Here is a 24,598-nt window from a genome sequence, read left to right on the forward strand (position 1 = left end):
ATGCCCGAGGTGGGTGGTGTGGTGCACACGCATTCGCCGTATGCGGTGGCGTGGGCGGCGCGGGGTGAGGAGATCCCGTGTGTGGTCACGGCGATGGCGGATGAGTTCGGGGGTCCGGTTCCGGTGGGGCCGTTCGCGATCATCGGTGATGATTCGATCGGTCGGGGGATCGTGGACACGCTTCGGGGGCATCGTTCTCGTGCGGTGTTGATGCAGAATCATGGGCCGTTCACGGTCGGGGCGAGTGCGCGGGATGCGGTGAAGGCTGCGGTGATGGTGGAGGACGTGGCTCGCACGGTCCACCTGGCGCGGCAGGGCGGTGAGGTCCTCCCGATCCCGCAGGACGCGATCGATGCGCTCTACGACCGGTATCAGAACGTTTACGGACAGACCACCGACGACCGCCGGTAGCCCCGCACCGGGGCGCGGTCACCATTTCCCGCAAGACAGTGAAGTCACTGGAAAGGACACACAGTGAACAAGAAGTTCCTGTACGCAGCAGCGACGCTCGCCGTCGGCGCCCTCGCGCTCTCGGCATGCTCCAGCACCGGCGGCGGCGCCGGCGGTGAGGGCGGCGGCGACGGCGGCCTCATCGGCGTCGCGATGCCCACCAAGAGCTCGGAGCGCTGGATCCAGGACGGCGACGCCGTCAAGAAGGCGCTGGAGGACCAGGGATACCAGGTCGACCTCCAGTACGCCGAGGACGACATCCCGACCCAGGTCTCGCAGATCGAGAACATGATCACGAAGGGCGCCGAGGCTCTCATCGTGGCCTCGATCGACGGCACGACGCTGACCGAGGCCCTCCAGAACGCGGCGGACGCCGACATCCCCGTCATCGCCTACGACCGTCTCATCAAGGGCACCGAGAACGTCGACTACTACGCGACGTTCGACAACGCGCTCGTGGGCCGTCAGCAGGCGTGGACCGTGCTCAACGGCCTCGGCCTGACGGACCTCGAGGGCAACCCGCTCGACGGCGCGCCCGCCGGACCGTTCAACATCGAGCTGTTCGCCGGCTCGCTCGACGACAACAACGCCTTCTTCTTCTGGGACGGCGCGATGGAGGTCCTCGAGCCGCTCATCGACGACGGCACCCTCGTGGTGAAGTCGGGTCAGACCGACATCGAGCAGGCGGCGACGCTCCGCTGGGACGGCGAGACCGCGCAGAGCCGCATGGAGGACATCCTCACGGCGAACTACTCCGACGGCACGCAGGTCGACGCGGTTCTCTCGCCGTACGACGGCATCTCGCGCGGCATCATCTCCGCCCTCGAGGGTGCGGGCTACTCGCTCGGCGACGAGTGGCCGATCATCTCGGGTCAGGACGCCGAGGTCGACTCGGTGAAGGCGATCCTTGCCGGTGAGCAGTACGCCACCATCTTCAAGGACACGCGTGAGCTCGCGAAGGTCGCGGCCGACATGGCCGCCGCAGCCCTGAAGGGCGAGGAGCCCGAGGTCAACGACACCGAGACGTACGACAACGACGTCAAGGTCGTGCCCTCGTACCTGCTGGCGCCGGTGCCCGTCGTCAAGGACAACGTCGAGTCGGCGCTCGTCGAGACGGGCTACTGGACCGCCGAAGAGCTCGGTCTCTGAGCCGCGGCATCCGCCCACCCTCGGAACGGCGGCGGGAGCGACACGCTCCCGCCGCCGCATCCGGAACCACCATCCACCCCACAAGGAAGTCGGAGACGTGAGCGAAACCATCCTCGAGATGCGCGGGATCACCAAGACCTTCCCCGGCGTCAAAGCGCTCTCGAACGTCAATCTCGCCGTCGAGCGCGGCGAGATCCACGCGATCTGCGGCGAGAACGGCGCCGGGAAGTCCACCCTCATGAAGGTGCTGTCGGGCGTGTACCCGTACGGCACCTACGACGGTGAGATCGTCTACGCGGGCGACACCGTCGAATTCAAGAACCTGCGCGACAGCGAGGCGCGCGGCATCGTCATCATCCACCAGGAGCTGGCGCTCAGCCCGTACCTCTCGATCGCCGAGAACATCTTCCTCAACAACGAGCGGAAGGGCGTCGGCGGCCTCATCGACTGGAACAAGACCAACTTCGCGGCCGCCGAGCTGCTGCGGCGCGTCGGGCTCAAGGAGAATCCGACGACCAAGGTCAACCAGATCGGTGTCGGCAAGCAGCAGCTCGTCGAGATCGCGAAGGCCCTGTCGAAGGAGGTCAAGCTCCTCATCCTCGACGAGCCGACCGCGGCGCTCAACGACGAGGACTCCGACCACCTGCTGGACCTGATTCTCAGCCTGCGCGAGCAGGGGATCACGTCGATCATCATCAGCCACAAGCTGAACGAGATCAAAAAGGTCGCGGACACCGTGACGGTCATCCGCGACGGCAAGACGATCGAGACGATCTCGAAGACCGATGTGACCGAGGACCGCATCATCAAGGACATGGTCGGCCGCGACCTCGAGCACCGCTACCCCGACCACGAGCCGCAGATCGGCGACGAGCTGCTGCGGGTCGAGAACTGGACCGCGCACCACCCGCAGGATCCGAGCCGCGTCGTCGTCGACGACGTCTCGGTGACGGTGCGCGCCGGCGAGATCGTCGGGATCGCCGGACTTATGGGCGCCGGGCGCACCGAGTTCGCGATGAGCCTGTTCGGCCACAGCTACGGCACGCGCATCACGGGCAAGGTCTTCGTGCGCGGCAAGGAGATCCGTACGCGCACGGTGTCCGAGGCGATCGCCAACGGCCTCGCGTACGCGACCGAGGACCGCAAGACCTACGGTCTGAACCTCATCGAAGACATCAAGCGGAACATCTCGATGGCGTCGCTGAAGAAGCTCGAGAAGGCCGGTCTGGTCGACGACAACGAGGAGTTCTCCGTCGCCAACCAGTACCGCAAGAGCATGAACATCAAGGCGCCGACGGTGCTGGCCAAGACCGGGAAGCTCTCCGGCGGCAACCAGCAGAAGGTCGTGCTGTCGAAGTGGATCTACTCCGATCCCGACGTGCTCATCCTCGACGAGCCCACGCGCGGCATCGACGTGGGCGCGAAGTACGAGATCTACACGATCATCAACAAGCTCGCGGCAGCCGGGAAGGGGATCATCGTGATCTCGTCCGAGCTGCCGGAGCTGCTCGGCATCTCCGACCGCGTGTACGCCCTCTCGGAGGGGCGCATCACGGGTGAGCTGCCCATCGCCGACGCGAGCCCCGAGTCGGTCCTCAAACTCATGACCATGGAGAAGCCCCGCTGACCGGGGCCGCAGGAGATCCTCGAATGTCTCAGAACACCCTCGCTCCCGAGACCGCCGCTGGCGGCGGGATCAACCCGAACGAGAACCGGTTCACCCGGTGGCTCGGACACATCCTCGCCGACCTCGGCAAGAACGGCATCTTCATCGCGCTGATCGCGGTGGTCGCCCTCTTCGCCATCCTCACCAACGGCATCCTGCTGCGCCCGCAGAACCTGTCGAACCTGGTGGTGCAGAACGGCTACATCCTCGTTCTCGCCATCGGCATGGTGATGATCATCATCGCCGGGCACATCGACCTCTCGGTCGGTTCGGTTGCGGCGTTCATCGGCGCCGTCTCCGGCGTGTTCGCCGTCAAGATGGGGATGCCGTGGTGGCTCGCCATCGTCCTGTCGCTGCTGATCGGCGCTCTCGTGGGGGCGTGGCAGGGCTTCTGGGTCGCCTACGTCGGCATACCCGCCTTCATCGTGACCCTCGCGGGGATGCTCATCTTCCGTGGCCTCGCCCTCGTGGTGCTCGGCAACGCCAACATCGGCTCGTTCCCCACGGAGTACCGAGCGCTTGGCAACGGGTTCCTGGCCGGGATATTCGGCGAGTCCGATCCGGATCTGTTCACGCTCGCCATCGGCGCCCTCGGCATCGTCGCGTTGGTCGTGCAGCAGTGGCGCACCCGCGCCGGACGCCAGAAGTACTCGCAGGACGTCGAGCCCCTCGTCTGGTTCGTCGGCAAGCTCGTGCTCATCGCCGTCGTCATCGGCTGGTTCGCGTGGGCGCTCGCCTCGTACAAGGGCATCCCGGTGACGCTCATCGTGCTCGCGGTTCTCGTGCTGGTCTACGGCATCGTCATGAACCGCTCCGTCTTCGGGCGCCACATCTACGCGATCGGCGGCAACCGCCACGCGGCCGAGCTCTCGGGTATCAAGACGCGTCGTGCCGACTTCTGGCTGTTCGTGAACATGGGCGTGCTCGCGGCCCTCGCCGGCCTCATCTTCACCGCTCGTCTGAACCTCGCCGGTCCGAAGGCCGGCGACGGCTTCGAGCTCGAGGCGATCTCGGCCGCGTTCATCGGCGGCGCGGCGGTGCAGGGCGGCGTCGGCACGATCGGCGGCGCGATCATCGGCGGCCTCATCATCGGTGTGCTCAACAACGGCATGTCGATCATGGGTATCGGCATCGAATGGCAGCAGGCCGTGAAGGGTCTCGTGCTGCTTCTGGCGGTCGCATTCGACGTCTACAACAAGCGGCGCTCGGGCAACTGACGCACGAGCCCGAACACGGCGGCGCTCGCGCCGGCACCCGCAGGGGTTCGCCGGCGCGAGCGCCGCTTCGTCGTGTCAGGGCAGCAGGGTGATCTTGCCCGGTGTGTGCGCCGCGACGAGGCGGTGCGCCTCGGCGGCCTCGGAAAGCGGCAGCTCGGGACCCAGCTCGACGCGGAACGCGCCCGCCGCGAGCAGCGCCGCCACGACCGGGATCGCCTCGGCACGCCACGCGAGCTGCTGCGGGGTCAGCGGTTCGGGGCTGCCACCCGAGAAAGCGCGGATGCCCAGGCCGGCGGCATCCGCACCGCGCACGACGGTCGCGATGCGAGCGCGGTCGGCGACCAGTTCGAGCGAGACGTCGAGCGCTTCGTCGGTTCCCGCGCAGTCGAGCGCCACCGTCACGCCCTGCGGCGCAGCCGCGCGCACGCGGTCCGCCAGGCCGTCGCCGTACGCCACTGCGGTCGCGCCGAGCTCGCGGACGCGTTCGGCGCGCGCCGTGCTCGCGGTGGCGACGACCGATGCGCCCCGCAGGCGGGCGAACTGGATCGCCGCCTGGCCGACCGACCCGCTGCCGCCGTGCAGCAACAGGGTGTCGGCGGGACCGACGTCGAGGGACCGCAACGCCTGGTAGGCAGTCGCGACCGGGATGCCGAGCGCCGCACCCATGGCGAAGGACACTCCCGCGGGCAGCGGTGCGAGCTTCTCGGGGGTCACGACGACCTCGTCGGCGTAGACGCCGCTCGCGCCGAACACCACGACCTCGTCGCCCACACGGAAGCCGTCGACCCCGGCGCCGACCTCGGCGACCACACCCGCGCCGTCGCTCCCGACCCGCCGCGGCGTCGAGATCGTGGCGGACGGCCGCAGGCCGGCACGCAGCTTGTGGTCGATCGGGTTCACCCCGGCCGCGGTGATGCGGACGCGCACCTCGCCGGCACCGGGGGAGGGGACCTCGATCTCACGGAGGGTGAGGACCTCGGGTCCGCCGAACTCTGAATACGTCACTGCGTGGACCATGATGCCACGCTACCGATTCAGCCGTCCTTGCCGGCGAGCGTCTTCGTGATCCGCTGGATCGAGACGGGCTCGGCGGTGCCGAGCCGCTGGGCGAAGAGGCTCACGCGATACTCCTCGAGCAGCCACCGCGCACGGCGCAGGCTCGGCGGCGCGTCGTCGGGCACCGGCATGGTCCCGCCCGCCTCGGTGAACAGCGCCGCCGCACGCTCGTATTCGGTCAGCCGCTGGCGGTCGCGACCGGGGTTGTCGCTGAGCGTCGTCACGCGCTCGAGCGCGGCTTGGAGATAACGCGGCAGGTGAGCGAGGCGCGCCGTCCCGGTCCGTGCCAGGAAACCGGGGAAGACCAGTCCGGCCAGCTGCTGCTTCACGTCACCGAGCGCGGCGAGGAGCACCATCGAGTTCTCTTTGCGGATCGCCCGCTCGACGTCGCGCTGCAGGGTGAGGATGCGGGCACTCAGCGACACGGTCTGGAACAGCTCGTCGACCACGGCGGCCGAGAACGCATCGCGGACCGCCTGGAACTGCGCGGAGGTGCGGACCGAAGCCGTGGTGCGATCGATCACGGCATCGGCGACGGCGACGCGCGCGTCCTCGATGAGGGCCTTGGCCGACGGGTATGGGGACGCCGCGAGGGCGAGCTTCTCGGACGCAGTGAGATGGTCGAGCACGTACGCGGCGGGCGACGGGACCGACAGCAGCACGAGCCGGCGGACCCCCGTGCGGGTCAGGCGGGCCGCGCGCTCGGGTGTCGCCTCGATCCGCAACGCGACCGTCGACCCCTCGTCCACGAGCGCGGGATAGCCGCGGACGACACCGCCGGCAACGCGCGTGTCGACGAGTTCCGGCAGATCCCCGAAGCTCCAGTCCGTCAAGCCGGCCTGCTCGGCGACGCCCGCCCCTGGTGTACCCGAGCCGCGACCACCGCCGGACGCCGGTGCTGCTGCGGGCTGCGCGCCCGGTCGTGGCGCCGCCCTCGCGAGTGAGCGGGCGACCGACGCCCGGCTGCGTCCCTCGAGGTTCTGCTGCAGCTCCGAGAGGTCGCGGGAGGAACCGAGCGGGCGGCCGCGCTCGTCGACGGCACGGAACGACATCGACAGGTGCGCGGGCACCCGCTCGAGATCGAAGTCGGCCGCCGTCACCGGCTGGTTCGCGACCCGCTGGATGCGTGCGGCGAGTGCGTCGCGGAGGGTGCGCGGGGGCAGACCGTCGCGGGACTCCGGCCCCTCGCCGGCGAGCTCCTCGGCGAATCGCGAGGCCCAGTCCGCAGCGGGGACGACATGGCGGCGGACGGCCTTCGGCAGCGCGCGCAGCAGACCGGCGATCAGCTCGTCGCGGAGGCCCGGCACCTGCCAGTCGAAGCCGTCGGGCCGGAGTGAGGCGAGCAGGGCGACCGGGACGACGACGCTGACTCCGTCGTCGGGCGAACCCGGTTCGAACCGGTAGGCGAGCGAGAGCACCTGGTCGCCCTGCCGCCAGCGCGCGGGGAACGCCCGCTCATCGCCTCCGGCGGCGTCCCCCGCGAGGTCGCTCTCGGTCATGTCGAGCAGGCGCGGTGTGCGGGTCGCGGCGTCGCGCCACCAGGCTTCGAACGACCGCACGTCGAACACGTCGCGCGGGAGGCGCGCGTCATAGAAGGCGAACACCGCCTCGTCGCCGACCAGGATGTCGCGGCGGCGCTCGCGTTCCTCGATCTTCTCCAGGCGCCGACGCAGCTCGAGGTTGCGACGCTCGAAGGCCGTGAGCCGCTTGTCGAGGTGCGCGGAGTTCCAGTCGCCCTCGACCAGGGCGTGTCGGAGGAAGAGCTCGCGCGCGAGCTCGCGGTCGCGTCCGGCGAGCTGCACGCGACGCCGCGGTACGATCTCGACCCCGAAGAGCGTCACCTTCTCGGCCGCGACGGCCGCTCCGGCATCCTTCGACCAGTGCGGGTCGCTCATCGAGCGATGGGCGAGGTCGCCGGCGAGGTCTTCGGCCCAGGCCGGATCGATCGCCGCCGCGGTGCGGGCGTAGAGGCGCGAGGTCTCGACGAGCTCGGCGGCCATGACCGCGTCGGGCGATGCCTTGCGCAGCCCCGAGCCGGGGAAGATCGCGAACTTGGCGCCGCGGGCGCCGCGGTACTCGGCACGCTGCCGCTGCGGCTTGGCGCTCCCGCCGCGACCGCCGGTCGGGCGGCTCGCCGTGGTGCTGCGGGTGTCGAGCACGCCGATCTGCGAGAGAAGTCCGGCGAGGATGGCGCGATGCACCCGGTCGGGGTGGGCGGCGCCCGGCGCGGGGGCGGTGGTCGAGGCATCGTCGGGCGCTGGACGATCGCGGCGATCGTCTCGGTCGCGACGGCCGCGGTCGCCGCGGCCGAGGGCGCTGAGCTGCCGGTGGACGTCGAACCACTCGCGCACGCGCACGTAGTTCAGGTGCTCGGCTCGGCAGGCGCGGCGGAACGCGCTCGAGCCCAGCTCGCGCTGCTGGTCCTGCAGGTGGTTCCAGAGGTTCAGCAGCGTGAGGAAATCGCTCGTGGGGTCGGTGAAGCGTGCGTGCAGCCGGTCGGCCTCATCGCGCCTCTCCTCGGGGCGCTCGCGGACGTCCTGGATCGACATCCCCGCGACGATCGCGAGCACGTCGCGAGAGACGCCGAGCGCTCGCGCCTCGATCAGCATGCGGGCGAACCGCGGGTCGATCGGGATGCGCGAGATCTCGCGGCCGGTGTCGGTGAGCCGCCACCCGCCGGCGTCATCGCGGCGCACCGCGCGCAGCTCGACGAGCAGATCGAACGCGGCCTTCACGCCACGGGAATCGGGTGGCGTCAGGAACGGGAAGTCGGCGATGTCACCGAATCCCAGCGCGAGCATCTGCAGGACGACCGACGCCAGGGACGTGCGGAGGATCTCGGGCTCGGTGAACTCCGGGCGTGAGGCGAAGTCATCCTCGGCGTAGAGGCGGACGGCGATACCGGGGGAGGTGCGGCCCGCGCGCCCGGCGCGCTGCTGCGCCGATGCCTGCGAGACGGCCTCGATCGGCAGTCGCTGGATCTTCGACCGGTTGCTGTAGCGCGAGATGCGTGCCGTACCGGCGTCGACGACGTAGCGGATGCCGGGGACGGTCAGGCTCGTCTCGGCGACGTTGGTGGCGAGGATGACGCGTCGGCGGACCCCGGCGACGCGGGAGGGCTCGAAGACGCGATGCTGCTCGGCGGCGGAGAGCCGGCCGTACAGGGGGAGCACCTCGGTCGGACGCGCGTCCCGCGCGTACGCCGACCGCACGGCGTCCATCGCGTCTCGGATCTCCGCCTCGCCCGGGAGGAACACGAGCACGTCGCCGTCCGACTCGCGGTCGAGCTCGCGCAGCGCGGCGACCAGACCGTCGACGTCGTCGGCGGCCGCGTGGTCGTCACCCGTGTCGTCGTGCGGCCGGTAGCGGACCTCGACCGGATAGGTGCGACCCGACACCTCGATGATCGGCGCGGGAGCGCCCGCCGCGTCGGCGAAATGGGCCGCGAAACTCTCGGGATCGATCGTCGCCGAGGTCACGATGACCTTCAGATCGGGGCGACGGGGGAGGATGCGGCGGAGATAGCCCAGGAGGAAGTCGATGTTGAGCGAGCGCTCGTGCGCCTCGTCGATGATGATCGTGTCGTAGCGGCGCAGCAGCCGATCGCGGTGGATCTCGTTGAGCAGGATGCCGTCGGTGACGAGCGCGACCCGGGTGTCGGCGGACACCTGGTCGGTGAACCGCACCTTGTACCCGACCGCGCCGCCGAGCGGCACCTCCATCTCGGCGGCGATGCGTTCGGCCACGGTCCGCGCGGCGATGCGGCGCGGCTGCGTGTGAGCGATGCTGGTGCGGCCGAGCTCGAGACAGATCTTCGGCAGCTGCGTGGTCTTGCCCGAGCCCGTGGCACCCGCGACGATCACGACCTGGTGATCGCGAATGGCGCGCGCGATCTCGTCCCGAGCCGCGCTGACCGGCAGCTCGGGCGGGAAGGAGATCACAGGGGCGGGCGAGGACACAGCCCTCCATCGTACGACGACACAGCGCCGCTCAGGACTTCTGCGCGCCGGCCTCGTCGAGCAGCGGCAGATCGGCGGCGGTCACGAGGCGCGACAGGACGGCATGCTCGACGAGCCGTGCGCGACGGTTCGTGGCGAGTTTGCCCACGCCGCCCCGCAGACCCCGGACGCCCTCGCGGTCGAGCTTGTCGCAGACGTTGTCGAGTTTGCGATTGAACGTCGTCAGCGGCCAGCCGAGCCGCTCGGCTGCGGCCGCAGACGTCGGCACCTGGCTCGACCCGACCATGCCGCCGCGCAGGATGGGCTCGCACATCGCCACGAGCAGCAGGCGCTGGCTCGCCGTGAGCGCCACCGCCCCGACGGTGGTCGTGCCGACGTGCTCGTCCACCGTGCGGGGGAAGGCGTCGCGCACGGTGAAGCGCGACCCGTCGGTGTGGACGGTGAGCTCGTACGTGAAGGCCCCTGCCGTGAACATGACCACCAGGGCCGGGAACACGAGCGGCACTCGGGCGCCGGGGCCGAGGACGGCCTGATAGGCGCCGTCGGGGGTGGCGAGGCTCACCGAGATGGACTGCCCGGTGTTGGAGAGCCACCACAGCCCGTGCTCGGCGTCGATCGCCAGGAGACGGCGATGCAGATAGGGGTTGGTGTCGATGATGAGATCGGCGTCGCGTCCGATCGCGTACGTGGTGCCCGCGACCGGTCGGAACCACTCGCCGCAGAACTCGATCGCGACGCTCTCGTCGGCGGGGGCATCCGGCTGGTCCCGCTCGTGCTCGCCGGTGTCCTGATCCATGGCGGTCATACTCCTCCTCCGATGACCATCGCCACGACAGTGGCGGCGGTGCCGAGGATGACGACCCCGGCTGTGATGACGGCGACGACCGCGACCCGCGGTCCCCGGCGTCGCGCCGCCGGACCGTCGTGGCGGCGGACGGGCTGCTCGATGTGAAGGCGCTCGACCTCGGGTGACGCGCGCTGCGCGCGGGGTCGGTATCGCTCGCGCCTGCCGTCGGGCACGGCTGCGGCGCGATCCGCGGCGACGTGATCCTTCTCGACGGGGCTGCGCGGCGAACGGCGGGCGAGCATCGTCGACTCATCGTCCGCCTGGTCGGCTCCGGCCGTGTCGGGGCCGGGTCCGCGGCGTTCCACGAGAACGGTCTCGTCGGGTGCGGCGGCCTCCGCGCCGGCGGCGCGATCCCGGCGGTCCACGAGCACGGTGCGGTCCTCGCCGGAGCGGCTCGACAGGACGGTGCGGTCGTCGGGGTCATCGGGGTTGTTGCCGACATCGCCGACATCGCCGACGTCGAGGTGCGTGATCGGCAGATGGAGATCCGCCTCGATGCGCTGCAAGGCGTGGCCGAAGTCCGCGGCGGAGGGCCCCGTGCCCACCGCCGCGTCGAGCGTCGCGAGAATGAGCGACTCGAGGGCGACGGGAATCGCATCCTCGTGCGTCGAGCCTGCGGCGGATTCGGCGATCGGGCGGCCCGTCAGCAGCTCAGCGGCAGCGACCGCCAATCCCCGGACGTCCGCGGCGCGGGTCTCGGTCGTCGCGGTGTCCGCGCGGCCACGCAGCACGGCATCGGAGTCGAAGCCGATCATCGCGGGCCACCCGTAAGGCGTGGTGAGCACGCGCTCGATTCCGACCCGCCCGTGCGCCAGGCCCGCTCGATGCGCGCTCTCGAGCGCCCCGCACAGCCGGATCAGCAGGCGCAGGGCTTCGGGGACGCTGGCCGGGCCGCGAGCCGTGGTCTCGGCGAGGTCCGGCTGCGAGCAGTACTCGAGCACGATGTAGGGACGACCGTCCGACGACGTGCCCGCCCGATGGACCGTGGCGATGCTCGGGTGCGCCGAGAGCGCGATCAGGCGCGACGTCGCCGCCGGGAAGATCTCAAGCTCGCTGTCCGCGAGCGGGCGTCGGAAAACCTTCACCACGACCTGCCGGGATTGGGCGGCATCCCGGCAGAGGTGGAGATCGGCGCGCTCGCCGGCGGCCAGGAAACGCTCGAACGAGAGCCCGGTCGGCAGCTCCACGGCAGGCGCGGCGCCACGGGAACGGCGACGGAGCTCAGCCACGGTCCACCCGCCGGCGAGGGGACCGGGCCGTCGCGACCTCGACGGTGGAGGTGACGGATTCGCTGTTCATGATGTCGCCGGTCGTGTCCTCGAGGCGGGGACTGATTCCGCCGGCCACGACGTCCAGGACGATCGTGCTGATGTTGTCGCGTCCGCCGTGGGCGAGCGCCTGCGCGACGAGCGACTCGGCCGTCTGCGCGGGTGAGCCGCCCATCATGAGGCCCGCGCGCAGGGCCTCGTCGGAGATCTCGCCCGTGAGGCCGTCGGAGCAGACGATGATGCGCTCGCCCGTCACGATCGGGATGAGCCAGTAGTCGGCACGGCTGTGCTCGCCGCCGATCGCGCGCGTGATGACATTGCGTCCCGCATACGTCGACATCTCGAGCCGCGAGAGCTCGCCCGCATCCACGAGCTCCTGGGCGACCGAGTGATCGATGGTCAGCTGCTCGAGTCGCTCGGCGAGCAGCCGGTACACGCGGGAGTCGCCGACGTTGACGATGAGCCAGCGCGGGGCGCCCGCCTGCTGCACGGCGACGACCCCCGAGAGGGTCGAGCCAGCGCCGCGCTCGGTTCCCGCCGCCACCGCGGCGACCGCCGAGTGCGCGCGCTCCACGGCATCCGCGACCTCCTCCGGTCGCAGGTCGTCGCGCCCCACGAGCGGACGGAACACCTCGATGACGGCCGCCGACGCCCGATCGCCGGCGTCGTGCCCGCCCATCCCGTCGGCGACGACGAACACAGGGTACGCGGCGAGGAGCGCGTCCTCGTTGACGGTGCGACGACGTCCGGTGTCTGTGCGACTGCCGCTCGTGACATGGACGTCGATCGGCGCGGTCGCGGGCGTCATCCGGCCTCGGAGAGCCGCAGCTCGGCGTCGCCGAGGTGGAACACGTCGACGACGGCGACGGGTCCGACCGCCTCGACGGCGTCGGACCCGACGAAGACCCCGTTCGTCGAGGCGAGGTCGGTGACGATCCAACCGGAGTCCGTCTGTCGGAGCATCGCGTGGGTCTTGGAGACGGTGCGGCTGACGTCGTCGATCGGCACGAGCTGGGCGTCGACGACGCCGTCGGGGGCCAGCGGGTTGCGTCCGAGCACGACGGTCGCCGACGACAGGAGCACGGTCGATCCGTCCGGCAGCGCGAGCGTCGTCTGCGGTGCGCGTCGTACGGCGAGGACGGTGTGATCGTCGACGTCGTCGTTCGCGTCGGCGCCGGCGGGCGCCGCTGAGGCGAACGACGCCGCTGCGGGCGCTGAGGCGAACGGCGCCGCCACGGGCGCTGCGACGGGGGGCGCGACGGGCGGCGCGCTCCAGACCTGCGGCGCGCTGCTCGCGGGCTCGAGCTCGACCGGCGGAGGCGGTGGAGCCCACGGGCTGGCGCTGATCGGCTCCGGTGCGGGAGCCGGCGGTACAGCGGGGCCGGTCACCGCCGCGGCGTCGCCGCTCGGCGGTGCGAAGACCGGAGCGCTCGGCGCCGAGGCCGCCGAGGCGCTCGTGCGCGTCGCGTCGGCGGAGCTGCGGCGGGGCGCGGCCGTGTCGTCGGAGCGACCCGCCTCAGCCTCGGGCGCGACCTCGCGGCCGAGCCAGCGTGCAGATCCCCACCCCACGATGCTCGCCCACACCGGGAAGAGCACCGCGCCCAGCACGACGAAGCCGGTGCCGAGACCGAAGCCCCGGCACAGCGCGCGGATCATCCGGACCTGGATGACGAGCGCGAACGCCAGGAAGGCGATCCAGATGAGGGCCGGCACGATCGCGGCGGCGGCGAGAGCGCCGGCGGCGCTGCCCGCGTCGCCGCCGAAGCCGGCGTTGAGGGCGATCCCCGCGAAGAGTCCCGCGATCAGTCCCGCGACGGCGGCGACGATCACCGAGCCCCCGGCGAGCACCGCCGCCCACCAGCCGCGCATGCCGGCCAGCACGAAGAGCTCCCAGACATTGAGCACGGGGACCCACGCCCGCCAGGTCTCGATGCCGGTCTTGCGGAACACCGCAGTGAGCGTGAGCGCGGTCCACACGTAGATCGCGATGCCCGCGAGCGCCGGCACGATCCCCAGGGCCGCGAACGCCCCCGATGGATCGGCGCGGCCTCCACCGAGCGCCATGACCTCGAGTGCCAGCTCGACGGGAATGCCGTGTGCCCTCACCTGTTCTCCTGCCCTCGCGCGCGGTGTGTCCCGCGCCTGCCGCGTGCCACCCTATCGATCCCGACGGTCGCGTGGGAGCCGTTGCGCGGCTCCCGCGCGGGCGCTGCGCCGGAGGAGGGATCGCAGGGAGATCTGCGCGCGCAGTCGCGCCCACGCGCTCAGTCCGTCGTCCAGCCGGGTGCGCTCGGCATCGACGATGCGCCAGAACCGCTCGCCCTCGGCCTCGTCGGGCGGTCGCACGTCGAAGACCGACCGGTCGGCGAGGGTCGCCAGCTCGGCGGCTCCGGGCGAGCCGCCGTAGGCGGCGACGAGCTCGTGCCGCGTCTGCGCGCCGGGCCCGGGCATACCGTGGTCGACCGCGGCGTCGACGAACTCCTGCCACCCGCCCGTGAAGCGCTCGACCGGGTCGGGGCTCGCGCGGCGCGCACGTCGGCGAACGAGTTTGACAAGCACCACGAGCGCGAACGGTCCGATCACGAGCAGCAAGACGAGCAGCGACACGCCTCCGACACGCAGCGCCGCCCACAGGGCCGTCAGGTCGGTGGCGCCGGTGGTGTCGTCGCCGGGGCTGCGGCCGCCGTCGCTCGGATCGGCGTCGGCGGGCTGGACGACCTCGGCCTGTTCCTGGCGGACCTCCGTGGGGTTCTTCGGATCCTGCCGCTGCTGCGTATCGGGCGAGGGGAACGCCGTGTGCTGGGGGGTCACGTCGACCGCGACCCAGTCGGAGCCCGCGCCGCGGACCTCGACCCACGCGGCGAGGTCGCCCGCCGTGCATACCCCCGCATCGCAGGCTGCGAGCGACTCGTCGTCCGACGCGAGCCGGGCACCGACCACGATGCGCGCGTCGAATCCCAACCGATCGGCGATCATCATCGCCGCCACGGCGAACTGCTCGTCGTCGCCGACCCCCGCGACCAGCGCAGCGTCGTCGTCGCCTCCCACCTCGTCCTCGCGGGCCAGCAGCGCGGCGAACAGCTGCTCGATCCTGTCGGTCGAGTGCCCGGCACGGCTCGGCTGGAAGGCGTAATCTCCGAGCGCTTCGGCCCACAGCGGCGGCGACGCCGGGTCGATGACGAGCGCATGGCTGAGGAAGCCGCGGGCACGGAGGAGGTCGATGAGGTCGGCCAGGGCGACGCCGCCCTTCCCGGCGGCATGCTCGTCGACCCACCGGACGAGGCTCTCCGGAACGAGGTCGTCGCCGAGCGTCGGACCGGTGCGCGCGGGTTCCAGCCCGGTCAGGGCGGGTCCGTCCGATACGAAGGCCGTCGCCTGGCGGTACGCGGTCCCGGGGGCGAATCCCGTGTCGGAGAGCTGCACGCCCGCAGCGGTCTCGGCGTTGTAGTAGAAGCCGTCGGCGAGGGTCGCGGCGCCGCCTCCCTCGAAGTTGACGGAGGTCACATCGCCGACCGTCGGCATCCACACCTCGTTCCACTCCTCGACGACGAAGCGCGCGCTTCCGCTCGACGACCCGGCCGGCGCGGCAAGGGTCGAGGGCACCCGGGAGAAGGACGACCGCGCATCCGCGGACGCGGCGGCGGCATCGACCACGCGGGCGGCGCGGCCGTCGTAGAAGGGCAGCGTCGCCAGTCGGACACGATCGATCCCGGCCGGCGCCTCGACGCGGAAGAGCGTCTGCTCGTAGCGGTCGTCCGCGAAGACGGCGCGGTACTGGCCGAGCGGGCTCAGCTCGGCGGCGAGCTCCAGGCGCGGGTCGATCTCGGACCGCAGGACGTCGCGGGTCGCCCCCGCGAGGGCCCAGGGGGCGACCGCCGACGCGGCGACGACGGCGATGGCGACCATGCCCACCGCTGTCGCGACGCGACCGGCGACGCCCCGCAACGGACGTCCGCTGGCGCGCGCGCCGCTCGCCGCCGTCGCGGTGGCGAGCGCGCGGCGGCGTTCGACGACGGTCCGCCAGACGACCGCCGCGAGAGCGGCCACCAGGACAGCCACGCCGACGACGGCCTCGCGGCCGACCGAGAGCGGTCCGAGGTTCACGGCGGGCGCGGTCGCGGTGTCTCCGAAGGCGATGCCGAACAGAGCGGGGACGAGCGCCGTCACCACCGCCAGCGGCCACCACCGTCCGCCACGCCACGCGATCGTCAACGCGAGCACCGGGACGGACAGGAAGATCAGGAGCGCTGGGGCGAGTGTCGCCTGGTAGCTGCCGAGGGGCAGATCGAGCGTCAGCAGATCCTTCCACCCTGTCACGGGGGCGGTCGCGACGCCGCGCAGGCCGACCACGGCCTGCGCGGGGGACGTGAGGGAGCCCGGGGATGCGAGCGGGAGCCCGAGGACGAGGTACGCGGCGATGGTCGCCAGCGCGAGCCACCACCCGTTCCAGCGCCATCGCAGACCCGCCGCGGCGACCGCGTTGCCCGCCACGAGGGCCACGAGGACGAGGACGACGAAGGCGGTATCCCGGTAGATCGGCCACGCCGCGAACGCGCCCACCACCATCACGAGGTCGAGGAGGGCCGCCTGCATCACGAGCGTGCGCCGAGGTGTCCGCGGCGCACGCAGCGAACGACGATCGCGTCGTGCGGGTGTGCCCACGTCCGCGCCGCTCACGTCTGCGCCGTTATCGTTCGCGTCGCTCACGTCTGTGCCGCCCGCGAGAGCAGTTGCCGGAGGTCGTCGAGCAGGCCGATGGACACGACCGACATGTTCCCGAGTGCGCGGAAGCCGGGCTCGGCCGCCGGCGAGCAGACGATCGCCACGACGCCGACGGCGGCCGGGAAGGCGAGGGCGGCGGACTGCAGCTGCGCGGGAGTGAGGGGCGAGCCGCACACGAGGAACGCGATCGAGACGTCGGGGTGGCTCTCCGCCGCGAGCGACGCGGCGTCGCGCAGCGGGCTGACGTGCTCGATGCGCTCCAGACCCGAGAGGTCGTCGAGCAGGGTGCGGGTGGTGACCGTGGTGAGCTCCCGGATGGTGCGGACCCGACGCCGCGCGAACTCCGGCACCTCGCCGCCGACCACGACGTCGACGTCGCGTCCGTCGCGGATCCCGCGCAGGGCGAGTGACGCGGCCGCGCTCACCGCGAGCTCGAACTCGTCGTCCGACGCGAACTCGTCCTCGCCGGCGGCGAGCGCGATGATCATACGGCTGCGTCGCGTCTCCTCGTACTGCCGCACCATGAGCGTGCCGGTCTTGGCGGTCGACTTCCAGTGGATCTGACGCTGCGAGTCGCCGGCCACGTAGGGGCGGATCGCGTGGAACGAGAAGTCGGCGTCGACGACCGTGCGCGACGCGCTGCCCTCGAGATCGCGGATGTAGCCGGTCGTCGTGCTGCGGAGGGTCGTGGTGACCGGATGCACGTAGAGGGTGTGCACGTCGTCCCATGTGCCCTCGCGCTTGAGGATGCCGAGCGGGTCGCCGCGCACGGTCCGGGCGGGGCCGATCGTGATGATGCCGCGCCGGCGCGTCGGTATGAGCACCTGCTCGGTGTACGTCTGGTCGTGTCGCAGCAGCGGGACGTGCACGTCCACGATGCCGTCGCCGACCGGCACGTCGATGCGTCCGGGCAGGGCCGGTGCGTTGCCGACGTTGGTCACGACGAGGGTGCCGACGACCTCCGAGCCGGCGACCACCCGATCGTGCTCGAGTCGCAGCGAGACCTCGTACGCGCGCGCGCTGAAGAGGAACGGGATGGACAGGAGCAGGAGCACGAGCGCGGCGGCGCCCGCCGCTGCGAGTTCGAGGAGCCCGAACCCGAGCCCGGTTCCCAGCCCGACGGCGGCCGTGGAGACGACGAGCCAGCCCGCGACGGTGACCGTCTCCGAGATCCATCGCAGGGTCGAGGTCGTCGCGCGCCGCATCCGACGCCACGACTGCACGCCGCGCACCGCGAGCGCCGTGGTGCGGCCGGTCGTGCCGAAGCGCGTGCGCGCGAAGCCCGTGCCGTCGGCGATCGACGTGCGGGTGAGGCGTGACTCGGTGTCGAAGCTCACACGGCCTCTCTCTGGCTGGGCGGCACCGTGTCGAGCAGCACCTGTCCGACGACCGCGCCCGCGGTCACGCCGTCGAACTCCGCCTCCGGGTCGAGGATGAGACGGTGCGCCAGCACCGGCTCGGCGAGCGCCTTGACGTCGTCCGGCGTGACGTAGCTGCGTCCGTGTGCGACCGCCCAGGTCTTCGCCGCCTTCGTCAGCGCGATCGCACCGCGCACGCTGACGCCGAGACGCACCTGCGTCGCAAGACGCGTCGCCTCGACGAGCCGCGCGATGTAGTCCAGGACGAGCGAGTCCAGATAGACCCCCCGGGCGATGTCGGCCATGCTCACGATCCCCTGCGGGCTGATCACGGGGGAGACCTCATGCCGCGCCTCGGCGGCGCCCTCCAGGATGCGGACCGTCGCTGCGTGGTCGGGGTAGCCGAGCGACGTCTTCAGCAGGAAGCGATCGAGCTGCGCCTCGGGCAGGCGATACGTGCCCGCCTGCTCCACCGGGTTCTGGGTCGCCACGACGAGGAACGGCACGCCGACGCGTCGGCTCACGCCGTCGACCGTCACCTGTCCCTCCTCCATGACCTCGAGCAGCGCCGACTGGGTCTTCGGCGATGCGCGATTGATCTCGTCGGCGAGGACGATGTTGGCGAAGATCGGCCCCTGGTGGAACTCGAACTCGCCCCGGCTCTGGTCGTAGACGGTGATGCCGGTGACGTCGCCCGGAAGCAGGTCGGGAGTGAACTGGATGCGGCTGCTCGTGCCGTCGACCGACTGTCCCATCGCCCGGGCGAGCGAGGTCTTCCCCGTGCCCGGGTAGTCCTCCAGCAGCAGGTGGCCCTCGGAGACCATCGCGGTGAACGCCAGCTCGATCACGTGCCGCTTGCCGAGCACGACGGTCTCGACGTTGTCGACGAGCGTCGCGAACGTCTCCTGGAACCACGTGGTCTGCTCCGGGGTGATGCTCATGATGTCCTCTCGCTGCGCCGTACGGCGGGTCAGGGTGTGCCGTCGGTGGGCGTCGGTGTGGGGGTGGGTGCGGGGGTGATCTGGCGGCAGTCGATGCGCACGGTCAGCGGGTCGAGCCCCGAGAGGGCGCCGCGCCAGGTGAGACGCCACTGCACGCTGCTCGGTCCGCCGAGCGGCCCCTCCTCGACGGTTCGCTGCACGCCGACGACGTTCGAGCCGAACCCCGCGGGCGACCAGTCCGGCGCCGTCTGGTCCGAGCGACAGGTCGGTAGATCGTCGGTCGCGACGGAGATCGGGTAGTCGGCGCTGCCCGCGGCGGCCGCGATGGGGCTGGCATCGGAGCAGGTGGTGTCGACGCCCAGGAAGGAATCGCACCATCGCGCGGTCCAGCGGTCGTCGGGGGCGTTGTAGCGTGGCGCGAACACGTCGCGGGGCTCACCGTTGAGGAAGAGCCGCAGGCGGGCGTCGTCGAACGGTCGCGGACCGGGATCGGAGAGGCCGCTCGCGTCGTAGCGGAAGCCGTTCGCCGTCGTTCCCGCGGGCTGCGGGGCGACCGTGTACGTCATGCGCGCGGGCGCCCCAACGCTTCCGACGGGTCGTGCCGTGATCTCGGCCGTGGTCACGCCGAAGCCCGAGCGGCCGTCGTAGGTGTTCTCGGCGCACGCCCAGATCGTCTTCTGCTGGAAGGGCTCCGCGTCGAAGCGCTGGCTGGCGGCGGAGCCGGTCGGAGTGCATGCGGCGGCGGACCGATCGCTGAATCCGATGCGCACCTGCGTGCCGTCGCCATTGGGCGCGACATCGGCGGTGACGGTGACGGAGTCGGCCGTGTTCGTCTCGGACAGCGTCAGTCGCGGCGCGCCGACGCCGTGCGCGCGGACGTCGATCGATCGGCCTTCGCTCGACCCGGCGGCGATGGGCGGCAGGTCGAACGTGGTCAGCGGTGTCGCGGTGAGGGTCGTGGCCGAGTTCGAGCCCACGTCGTAGCCGGGGAATGTGGCGGTCCCGCCCACGACGGGACGTGTGTCGGAGCCCTGGCGGCCGCCCGAGAGCCGCACGCTGCCGGTGGTCGCGTCGAGGCCGGTGACGGTGACGGTCGCCTTTCCGCCCTCCGTGCCGCTCGGGACCGGCTCGAACGCGGCGCTGCTCGGCTGCGCCGGCGGGCGGTAGGCCCAGGCCTGCGCGCGGACGGTGGCGCGCGACTCGCCGACGGCGCTGTATGCACGGGCCTCATAGGTGATCTTCTCGCCCACCGGCGCGGAGATCGGCGCGCAGGACCCGGACGCCGGGCACGAGGCAACCTCGCGGCCGTCGGCCGTGATGCGGTAACCCTGAACCGCGGGGTACGAGCCGCCCTCCGCGGTGACGCGGAGGGTCACCGAGTCGCCGGTGTAGGCGGTCCACTCCATCCGCGCCGGATCGGCCGGGAGCCCCTGCAGGTCGAGGATGACCTGGCCGTCGCGCGCCCCGCTCGACTGCCGCCCCTGCGCGTCCTCGACGGTGAACGTGCCGGTGCAGGCGGCGGCACCGGGGGCGTCCGACTGCCACGAGGCACGCACCGCGGTGTCGCTGGCTCGCGAGAACGACACGCCCGTGCAGTTGCCGGGCCCGCTCGCCCCCACCAGCCGCAACGGCGTGCCCGGCAGCGGGTTGACTTCGCCGGCGCCCCCGATGACCTCGATCGTGCACGATGTCGTGCCGCCGGACTGCGAGCACGTCTGCACCGCCGACCCGCCCTTGGGGAGCGTCGACGGTGCGGGCCCGACCGTGAGCAGCAGGTTGGCGGGGCCGGCATCTCCATGACTCGGCAGAGACACGGAGACCGGCTCCTGGCGGCCCGGCCGCGCCGTATCGACGGCCGTCAGGGTCGCGGTGCTGCCCTCGACCGTGACACGGAACTGGTCTCCGCCGTACGACGCGTCGTAGCGGAGCGAGGGCCAGTCGGCCCGGCCCGCCCACTGCACCATCTGGGCGAGGTCGTATGTCTGGGTCGCGCCGGGGCTCACGGTCAGCGAGGCGCTGCGCAGGCTGGGCTGGGGGATCTCGGCTTCGACGACGACACGAAGCGTCAGGTAGGTCGGGGCGTCCTGCGAGTCGAGGCGGGCCGGCACGATGCAGCTGTCGGTCCACGGGGCGCCGGACCCCGCCGTGTAGCGCACCGTGGTCGCGGACACGACCGTGCAGACCGCTTCCGCGCGTGCCCCGCCGGTGCGGATGCCCTCATCGATCACGAGCGTCGCGCCGCGGGGGATCCGGACGGCGTCTGCGAGGTCGACCTCGACGCTCTCCTTCTCGCGGACCTGCAGCGGCGGGAACCCGTCGCGCACCGCGAGCCGCACGTCGGCGTCGCCCGGCACCCTCAGGAAGCCGTAGGACGTCACCTCGGACCCGTCGAACGCGGTGCCGGCGACCTCGAACGGGATCAGCCGCGAGCGCTCCGGAAGCTCGCCCGAGATCTCCCAGCCGTCGACGGATAGGTCGTCGGCACCGTCACCCCACAGCGACAGATGCAACCCCGACACGTCGCCGGTGTTCCACGAGACCTGACCGTCGAGCACGTCCACGCCCCGGGGGAAGTCGTCGCGGTCCTCGAGGGTGAGAACGGTGTCGGTCACGAGGGGATAATCCGGCACGGGCTCGCGCACGGTCTTCACGACGATCAGCCCGATCGCCGTATCGCCCTGCTCGTTGCGCACCGTGTACGTGTACGAGAACGTTCCGAGCACCTCCCCGGCGCGCAGGGTCACCGCCCCGTCGTCGATCGGTCCGATGAGCGACCGCAGCGCGTCGAACTCCTCCGAACCCTGGGGGGCGTTGGGCGAGACGTCGATGAGCTCGAGGTCGCTGCCGCCCGGGTCGATGTCGTTGTCGGCGGGACGCACCACGACGGTGCTCTCGGCACCGACCTGCACCTGCAGGTAGTCGCTGTAGGTCACCGGACTCGGATCGGTCTGGGTGTCGATCACCCCCACCCGGACGTCGGCGGTGCCCGTCGCGCCGCTCGGATCGCGCACCGCATACCCGAACCGCACCTGGCCGCTGTAGCCGTCCGGGCTGGTGTAGACGATGGCCGACCCGTCGGCCGAGATCGTGGCCGACCCCTGCTCGGGCTGCTCGACGATGCGATCGAGCACGACCGGATCGCCGTCGGGGTCGACGGCGTAGCCATCGAGCGGGATGGTCGTCGACTGACCGCTCAGGACGCGCCCCACGAGCGTCCGCGGCAGCGGCGCCTGGTTCGACTCGTCACCGACGACCGTGATCGTGACCCGTGCCGTGTCGGTGACCTCGGGGAATCCGAGCCGGAAGATCGTGTAGGTCAACGCGTAGGTCCCCGCCTCGTCGGGGGCCAGGTACCGCACGACCCGGCTCGTGGCGAACGCGAGCCCGCCACCGGTCTCGTTGACGATCGACGAAGGGTCGATGGCGATCGGCGCGCCCGACGGCGCGGTGTCGTTGTCGAGGACCGGGATGTCGATCTGCGTGCCCGCCCGGACCGTGACGGCATCGTCGACGGCGATCGGCGGTTCGGCGCTCGCCGCCGGCAGCAGGACGACGGTCAGCTCGCCCTGCGCGGTCGCTGCGGCGGTGCCGGTGCCGTCGGAGACGGTGTACCGCACCACGCCGAGTCGGCCGGGCTCGCCCGAGTCGGTCGTGCCGCTCACGCGGATGAGGCTCTGGCCGACGAGATCGACGCCGAGCGACGCGAACGGGTCGCTCTCGGGGCGGATGTCGCTCAGCAGCAGAACGGAACCGGCGGGATTCGACACGGCCGAGGCGACATCGATCGTCGCATCCTCGTCCGGCCGCACGAAGGCCGTGAGCGGTGGGGTGGTCACGACGGCCGACTCGGGTGCCAGCAACGTCACGCGCACCGCGGCGGTGGCCTCGGCGAGCTCGTCGCGGACGCTGTACTGGACGATGTAGGAGCCCGGCTCGGACGCGTCGACGACCATGCTGAGCGCGGCGGGATTGGCTGCGGCCGTCGAGCGCGCCGCGTCGAGCGCGACGACTCCCGTCAGCGTGACCGGCCCGGCCGCGCCGGTCACGAACGGCGCTACCGACACGTCGAGCGGTTCGCCGGCGACGCCCGTGACGGCGAAGGACTCGGCCGTCAGCTCGGGCGTCGGGGTGACGGTGACGGTCAGCGGCTGCGAGGCGGTCGCGCCACGGGCATCCGACACGGTCACCGTGATCGTCACCGTCAGCGACTCCGTCGCGTTGGGATCGGGGTGCTGGTAGGTCAGCGTGCCGTCGGGCGACGTCGTCACGGTTCCCACCCCGGTGTCGTTGGTGGCACCGGCGAGGAACACCGGATCGCCCTCGGGATCGACCCATCCCCCGAGGACCTCGGCCGACACCGTGCCGCCGGGCGTGACGGTCAGCGCGGGCCACGTGGCGAGGCATCCCTCGACGCCGCACCACACCGGCGGACTGTTCTGCTCGTCGTCGACGACGGTGAGCGTGACGATCGCGTAGTCGGAGAGCAGCCCGTCGGCGGTCGTTCCATCGGTCACGCGGTATCGCAGGGTCGCCGTGCCCGCAGCATCCGGCGACACTGCGACCGTCAGCTGCTGTTGCGCTCCCGTGATCGATGCGGTGCCGAACGCCGGGTCCAGGTTCTCGAGCGATCCGGGGTCGATGCTGAGCACGTCGTCGTTCGGGTCGTGGTCGTTCAGCAGGACCGGGAGCAGCGTGACGGACCCGGGACGGACGCCGAACGCGTCGTCGACGGCGACGGGCGGTTTCGGGTCTGTCACGCGTTCGGAGGTCGCCTCGTCCTGCTGCTCGACCTCGGTCTGCCGGTCGAGGGTCCACTGCTGCGACGACGCGACGAGCGCGCCGTCCGGAACCGTCCAGACCCAGCCCGACCGGCGGTCGTTGAGCGCGAGCCGTGTTCCGTTGCCGACGAAGGCCGGGTCCACCGTGTCGCCGATGTCGGCGCCGGCGTAGTCGAGCGGCGTGACGACGTCGGGGCGGTCGCTCGACCACAGTGCACCCGACGACTCGCCGTCGCCGAGCCAGGCGGCGTGCACCACGGATCCGAGCACCGCGGGCGCCGCAGCCGCGCCGATGCCCGGGCGGTCGAGCACTCGCGCGGCCGTTCCCTCGCCGAGGTCGACGCGCACGACCCCGTCGACGTCGGCGGCGTACGCCGCATCGCCGTCGGCGGCGGCCTCCTGCAGCCGGGCGCCCGCTGCCAGTCCCGCGGCGACGGGCTCGTCGCGTCCGCGGATCCAGAGCTCGTCGGCATCCTCGTCGAGCAGCACCCAGCGCGTGCCGACGACGCTCAGCTGCGCCGGCTCGGCCTCGACCGGCGCCGGATCGTCGCCCAGGATGCGTCCGGTGAGCGCCTCGGCGCGCACGACGCGGCCCTCGGCGGCCGAATAGGCGTAGACGATGCCGGCGGCGTCGACCGCGACGGCCGTGGCGACGAATCGCGGCCGCTCCGCGCCGTCCGCGACGTCCGCGTCGGCGTAGGGATCGATGGGGACGGCTTCCCCGCCGCCAGACAGGCTCGAGCCGAACACGGTCCCGGCGTCGGTGCGGTAGGCGAGCGCGTCACCCGAGACCGCGACATCCACGGTGCCCGGCGGCGTCGGGGTGAAGACATCCTCGGCATCTGCCGTGAGGTCGGCGGGGCGGCCCATGTCGACGTCGGAGAACTGCGACGTCCCGTCGCTGTACACGAACAGGCGATCGGCGGTCTGCGCGAGCCGGGTGCCGTTGTCGACCTGCTTGACGGTGTCGATCTCACCCAGCTCCAGGTTGACGCGCGCGTACCCGCTGCCGGTGCCGTTCTGCAGCGCCCACACCATGGGGTCGTCCGGCGGGGTCTGCCGTGCGTCGTAGCCGGGCCACACGACCGCGAGGGTCACCGTCAACGCGAGCAGCGCCGTGACGGCACCGGCGGCGATGAGGGTGCTCCGGCGCGCGCGGGGGCGGAGCCGTTCGCGTCGCGCCACGA

14 protein-coding genes are annotated in these 24,598 nt (G+C 71.7%); 4 read left to right on the forward strand and 10 right to left on the reverse strand.

Annotation, left to right across the window (positions count from 1 at the left end; genetic code table 11):
- The 4 genes from BLT21_RS00005 to mmsB all read left to right on the forward strand — a co-directional run.
- The coding region (locus BLT21_RS00005; protein ID WP_176786771.1) for a class II aldolase/adducin family protein at positions 1 to 411 on the forward strand (411 nt) is incomplete at its 5' end.
- A 63-nt stretch (positions 412 to 474) separates the two neighbouring features.
- Positions 475 to 1,599, forward strand: coding sequence for a multiple monosaccharide ABC transporter substrate-binding protein (chvE, locus tag BLT21_RS00010; RefSeq protein ID WP_176786772.1), 1,125 nt, complete (start codon positions 475 to 477; stop codon positions 1,597 to 1,599).
- A 97-nt stretch (positions 1,600 to 1,696) separates the two neighbouring features.
- Positions 1,697 to 3,226, forward strand: a complete 1,530-nt coding sequence (mmsA, locus tag BLT21_RS00015) for a multiple monosaccharide ABC transporter ATP-binding protein (protein ID WP_091497081.1) — start codon at positions 1,697 to 1,699, stop codon at positions 3,224 to 3,226.
- A 23-nt stretch (positions 3,227 to 3,249) separates the two neighbouring features.
- Positions 3,250 to 4,482, forward strand: coding sequence for a multiple monosaccharide ABC transporter permease (gene mmsB / locus BLT21_RS00020; RefSeq protein ID WP_091497087.1), 1,233 nt, complete (start codon positions 3,250 to 3,252; stop codon positions 4,480 to 4,482).
- A gap of 75 nt (positions 4,483 to 4,557) precedes the next feature.
- On the opposite strand, the gene BLT21_RS00025 is transcribed toward mmsB, so the two are convergent.
- The 10 genes from BLT21_RS00025 to BLT21_RS00070 are packed head-to-tail and all read right to left on the reverse strand — an operon-like array spanning position 4,558 to position 24,596.
- Positions 4,558 to 5,499 carry a quinone oxidoreductase family protein gene (locus BLT21_RS00025; protein WP_091497091.1) on the reverse strand — a complete coding sequence of 314 codons (942 nt, stop codon included), beginning with the start codon at positions 5,497 to 5,499 and terminating at the stop codon, positions 4,558 to 4,560.
- A gap of 17 nt (positions 5,500 to 5,516) precedes the next feature.
- Complete coding sequence (gene hrpA / locus BLT21_RS00030; RefSeq protein ID WP_091497094.1) at positions 5,517 to 9,497, reverse strand: ATP-dependent RNA helicase HrpA; 3,981 nt, start codon at positions 9,495 to 9,497, stop codon at positions 5,517 to 5,519.
- A 31-nt stretch (positions 9,498 to 9,528) separates the two neighbouring features.
- The gene (locus tag BLT21_RS00035; protein ID WP_091500603.1) at positions 9,529 to 10,293 is read right to left on the reverse strand and encodes a hypothetical protein; all 765 of its coding nucleotides are present in this window, start codon (positions 10,291 to 10,293) and stop codon (positions 9,529 to 9,531) included.
- Positions 10,294 to 10,298: 5 nt separating this feature from the next.
- Positions 10,299 to 11,573, reverse strand: coding sequence for a serine/threonine-protein kinase (locus tag BLT21_RS00040; RefSeq protein ID WP_143024907.1), 1,275 nt, complete (start codon positions 11,571 to 11,573; stop codon positions 10,299 to 10,301).
- Positions 11,566 to 12,420, reverse strand: a complete 855-nt coding sequence (locus tag BLT21_RS00045; RefSeq protein ID WP_091497102.1) for a PP2C family protein-serine/threonine phosphatase — start codon at positions 12,418 to 12,420, stop codon at positions 11,566 to 11,568. Before BLT21_RS00045 ends, BLT21_RS00040 begins: the two co-directional genes overlap by 8 nt.
- Positions 12,417 to 13,718: an FHA domain-containing protein gene (locus BLT21_RS00050; protein WP_091497105.1), complete on the reverse strand. Its 1,302-nt coding sequence runs from the start codon at positions 13,716 to 13,718 to the stop codon at positions 12,417 to 12,419. Before BLT21_RS00050 ends, BLT21_RS00045 begins: the two co-directional genes overlap by 4 nt.
- Positions 13,719 to 13,769: 51 nt before the next feature.
- Positions 13,770 to 16,319, reverse strand: a complete 2,550-nt coding sequence (locus BLT21_RS00055) for a transglutaminase domain-containing protein (RefSeq protein WP_256335855.1) — start codon at positions 16,317 to 16,319, stop codon at positions 13,770 to 13,772.
- A complete protein-coding gene (locus BLT21_RS00060; RefSeq protein WP_091497113.1) occupies positions 16,316 to 17,671 on the reverse strand; it encodes a DUF58 domain-containing protein in 1,356 nt (451 codons plus the stop codon). Before BLT21_RS00060 ends, BLT21_RS00055 begins: the two co-directional genes overlap by 4 nt.
- Positions 17,668 to 18,633: an AAA family ATPase gene (locus BLT21_RS00065; protein WP_091497118.1), complete on the reverse strand. Its 966-nt coding sequence runs from the start codon at positions 18,631 to 18,633 to the stop codon at positions 17,668 to 17,670. The genes BLT21_RS00060 and BLT21_RS00065 overlap by 4 nt, the downstream gene beginning before the upstream one ends.
- Positions 18,634 to 18,662: 29 nt before the next feature.
- Positions 18,663 to 24,596: an Ig-like domain-containing protein gene (locus tag BLT21_RS00070; RefSeq protein WP_091497122.1), complete on the reverse strand. Its 5,934-nt coding sequence runs from the start codon at positions 24,594 to 24,596 to the stop codon at positions 18,663 to 18,665.
- Between the last annotated feature and the right edge of the window lie 2 nt (positions 24,597 to 24,598).

Source organism: Microbacterium sp. cf332 (assembly GCF_900102175.1).
Lineage (GTDB): Bacteria > Actinomycetota > Actinomycetes > Actinomycetales > Microbacteriaceae > Microbacterium.

What these genes read in the sequence shown, in the direction of transcription:
- mmsB (WP_091497087.1), top strand. Translation starts at nt 3,250, where the DNA reads ATGTCTCAGAACACCCTCGCTCCCGAGACCGCCGCTGGCGGCGGGATC.
- BLT21_RS00045 (WP_091497102.1), bottom strand. Translation starts at nt 12,420, where the DNA reads ATGACGCCCGCGACCGCGCCGATCGACGTCCATGTCACGAGCGGCAGT.
- BLT21_RS00065 (WP_091497118.1), bottom strand. Translation starts at nt 18,633, where the DNA reads ATGAGCATCACCCCGGAGCAGACCACGTGGTTCCAGGAGACGTTCGCG.
- BLT21_RS00025 (WP_091497091.1), bottom strand. Translation starts at nt 5,499, where the DNA reads ATGGTCCACGCAGTGACGTATTCAGAGTTCGGCGGACCCGAGGTCCTC.
- BLT21_RS00035 (WP_091500603.1), bottom strand. Translation starts at nt 10,293, where the DNA reads ATGGATCAGGACACCGGCGAGCACGAGCGGGACCAGCCGGATGCCCCC.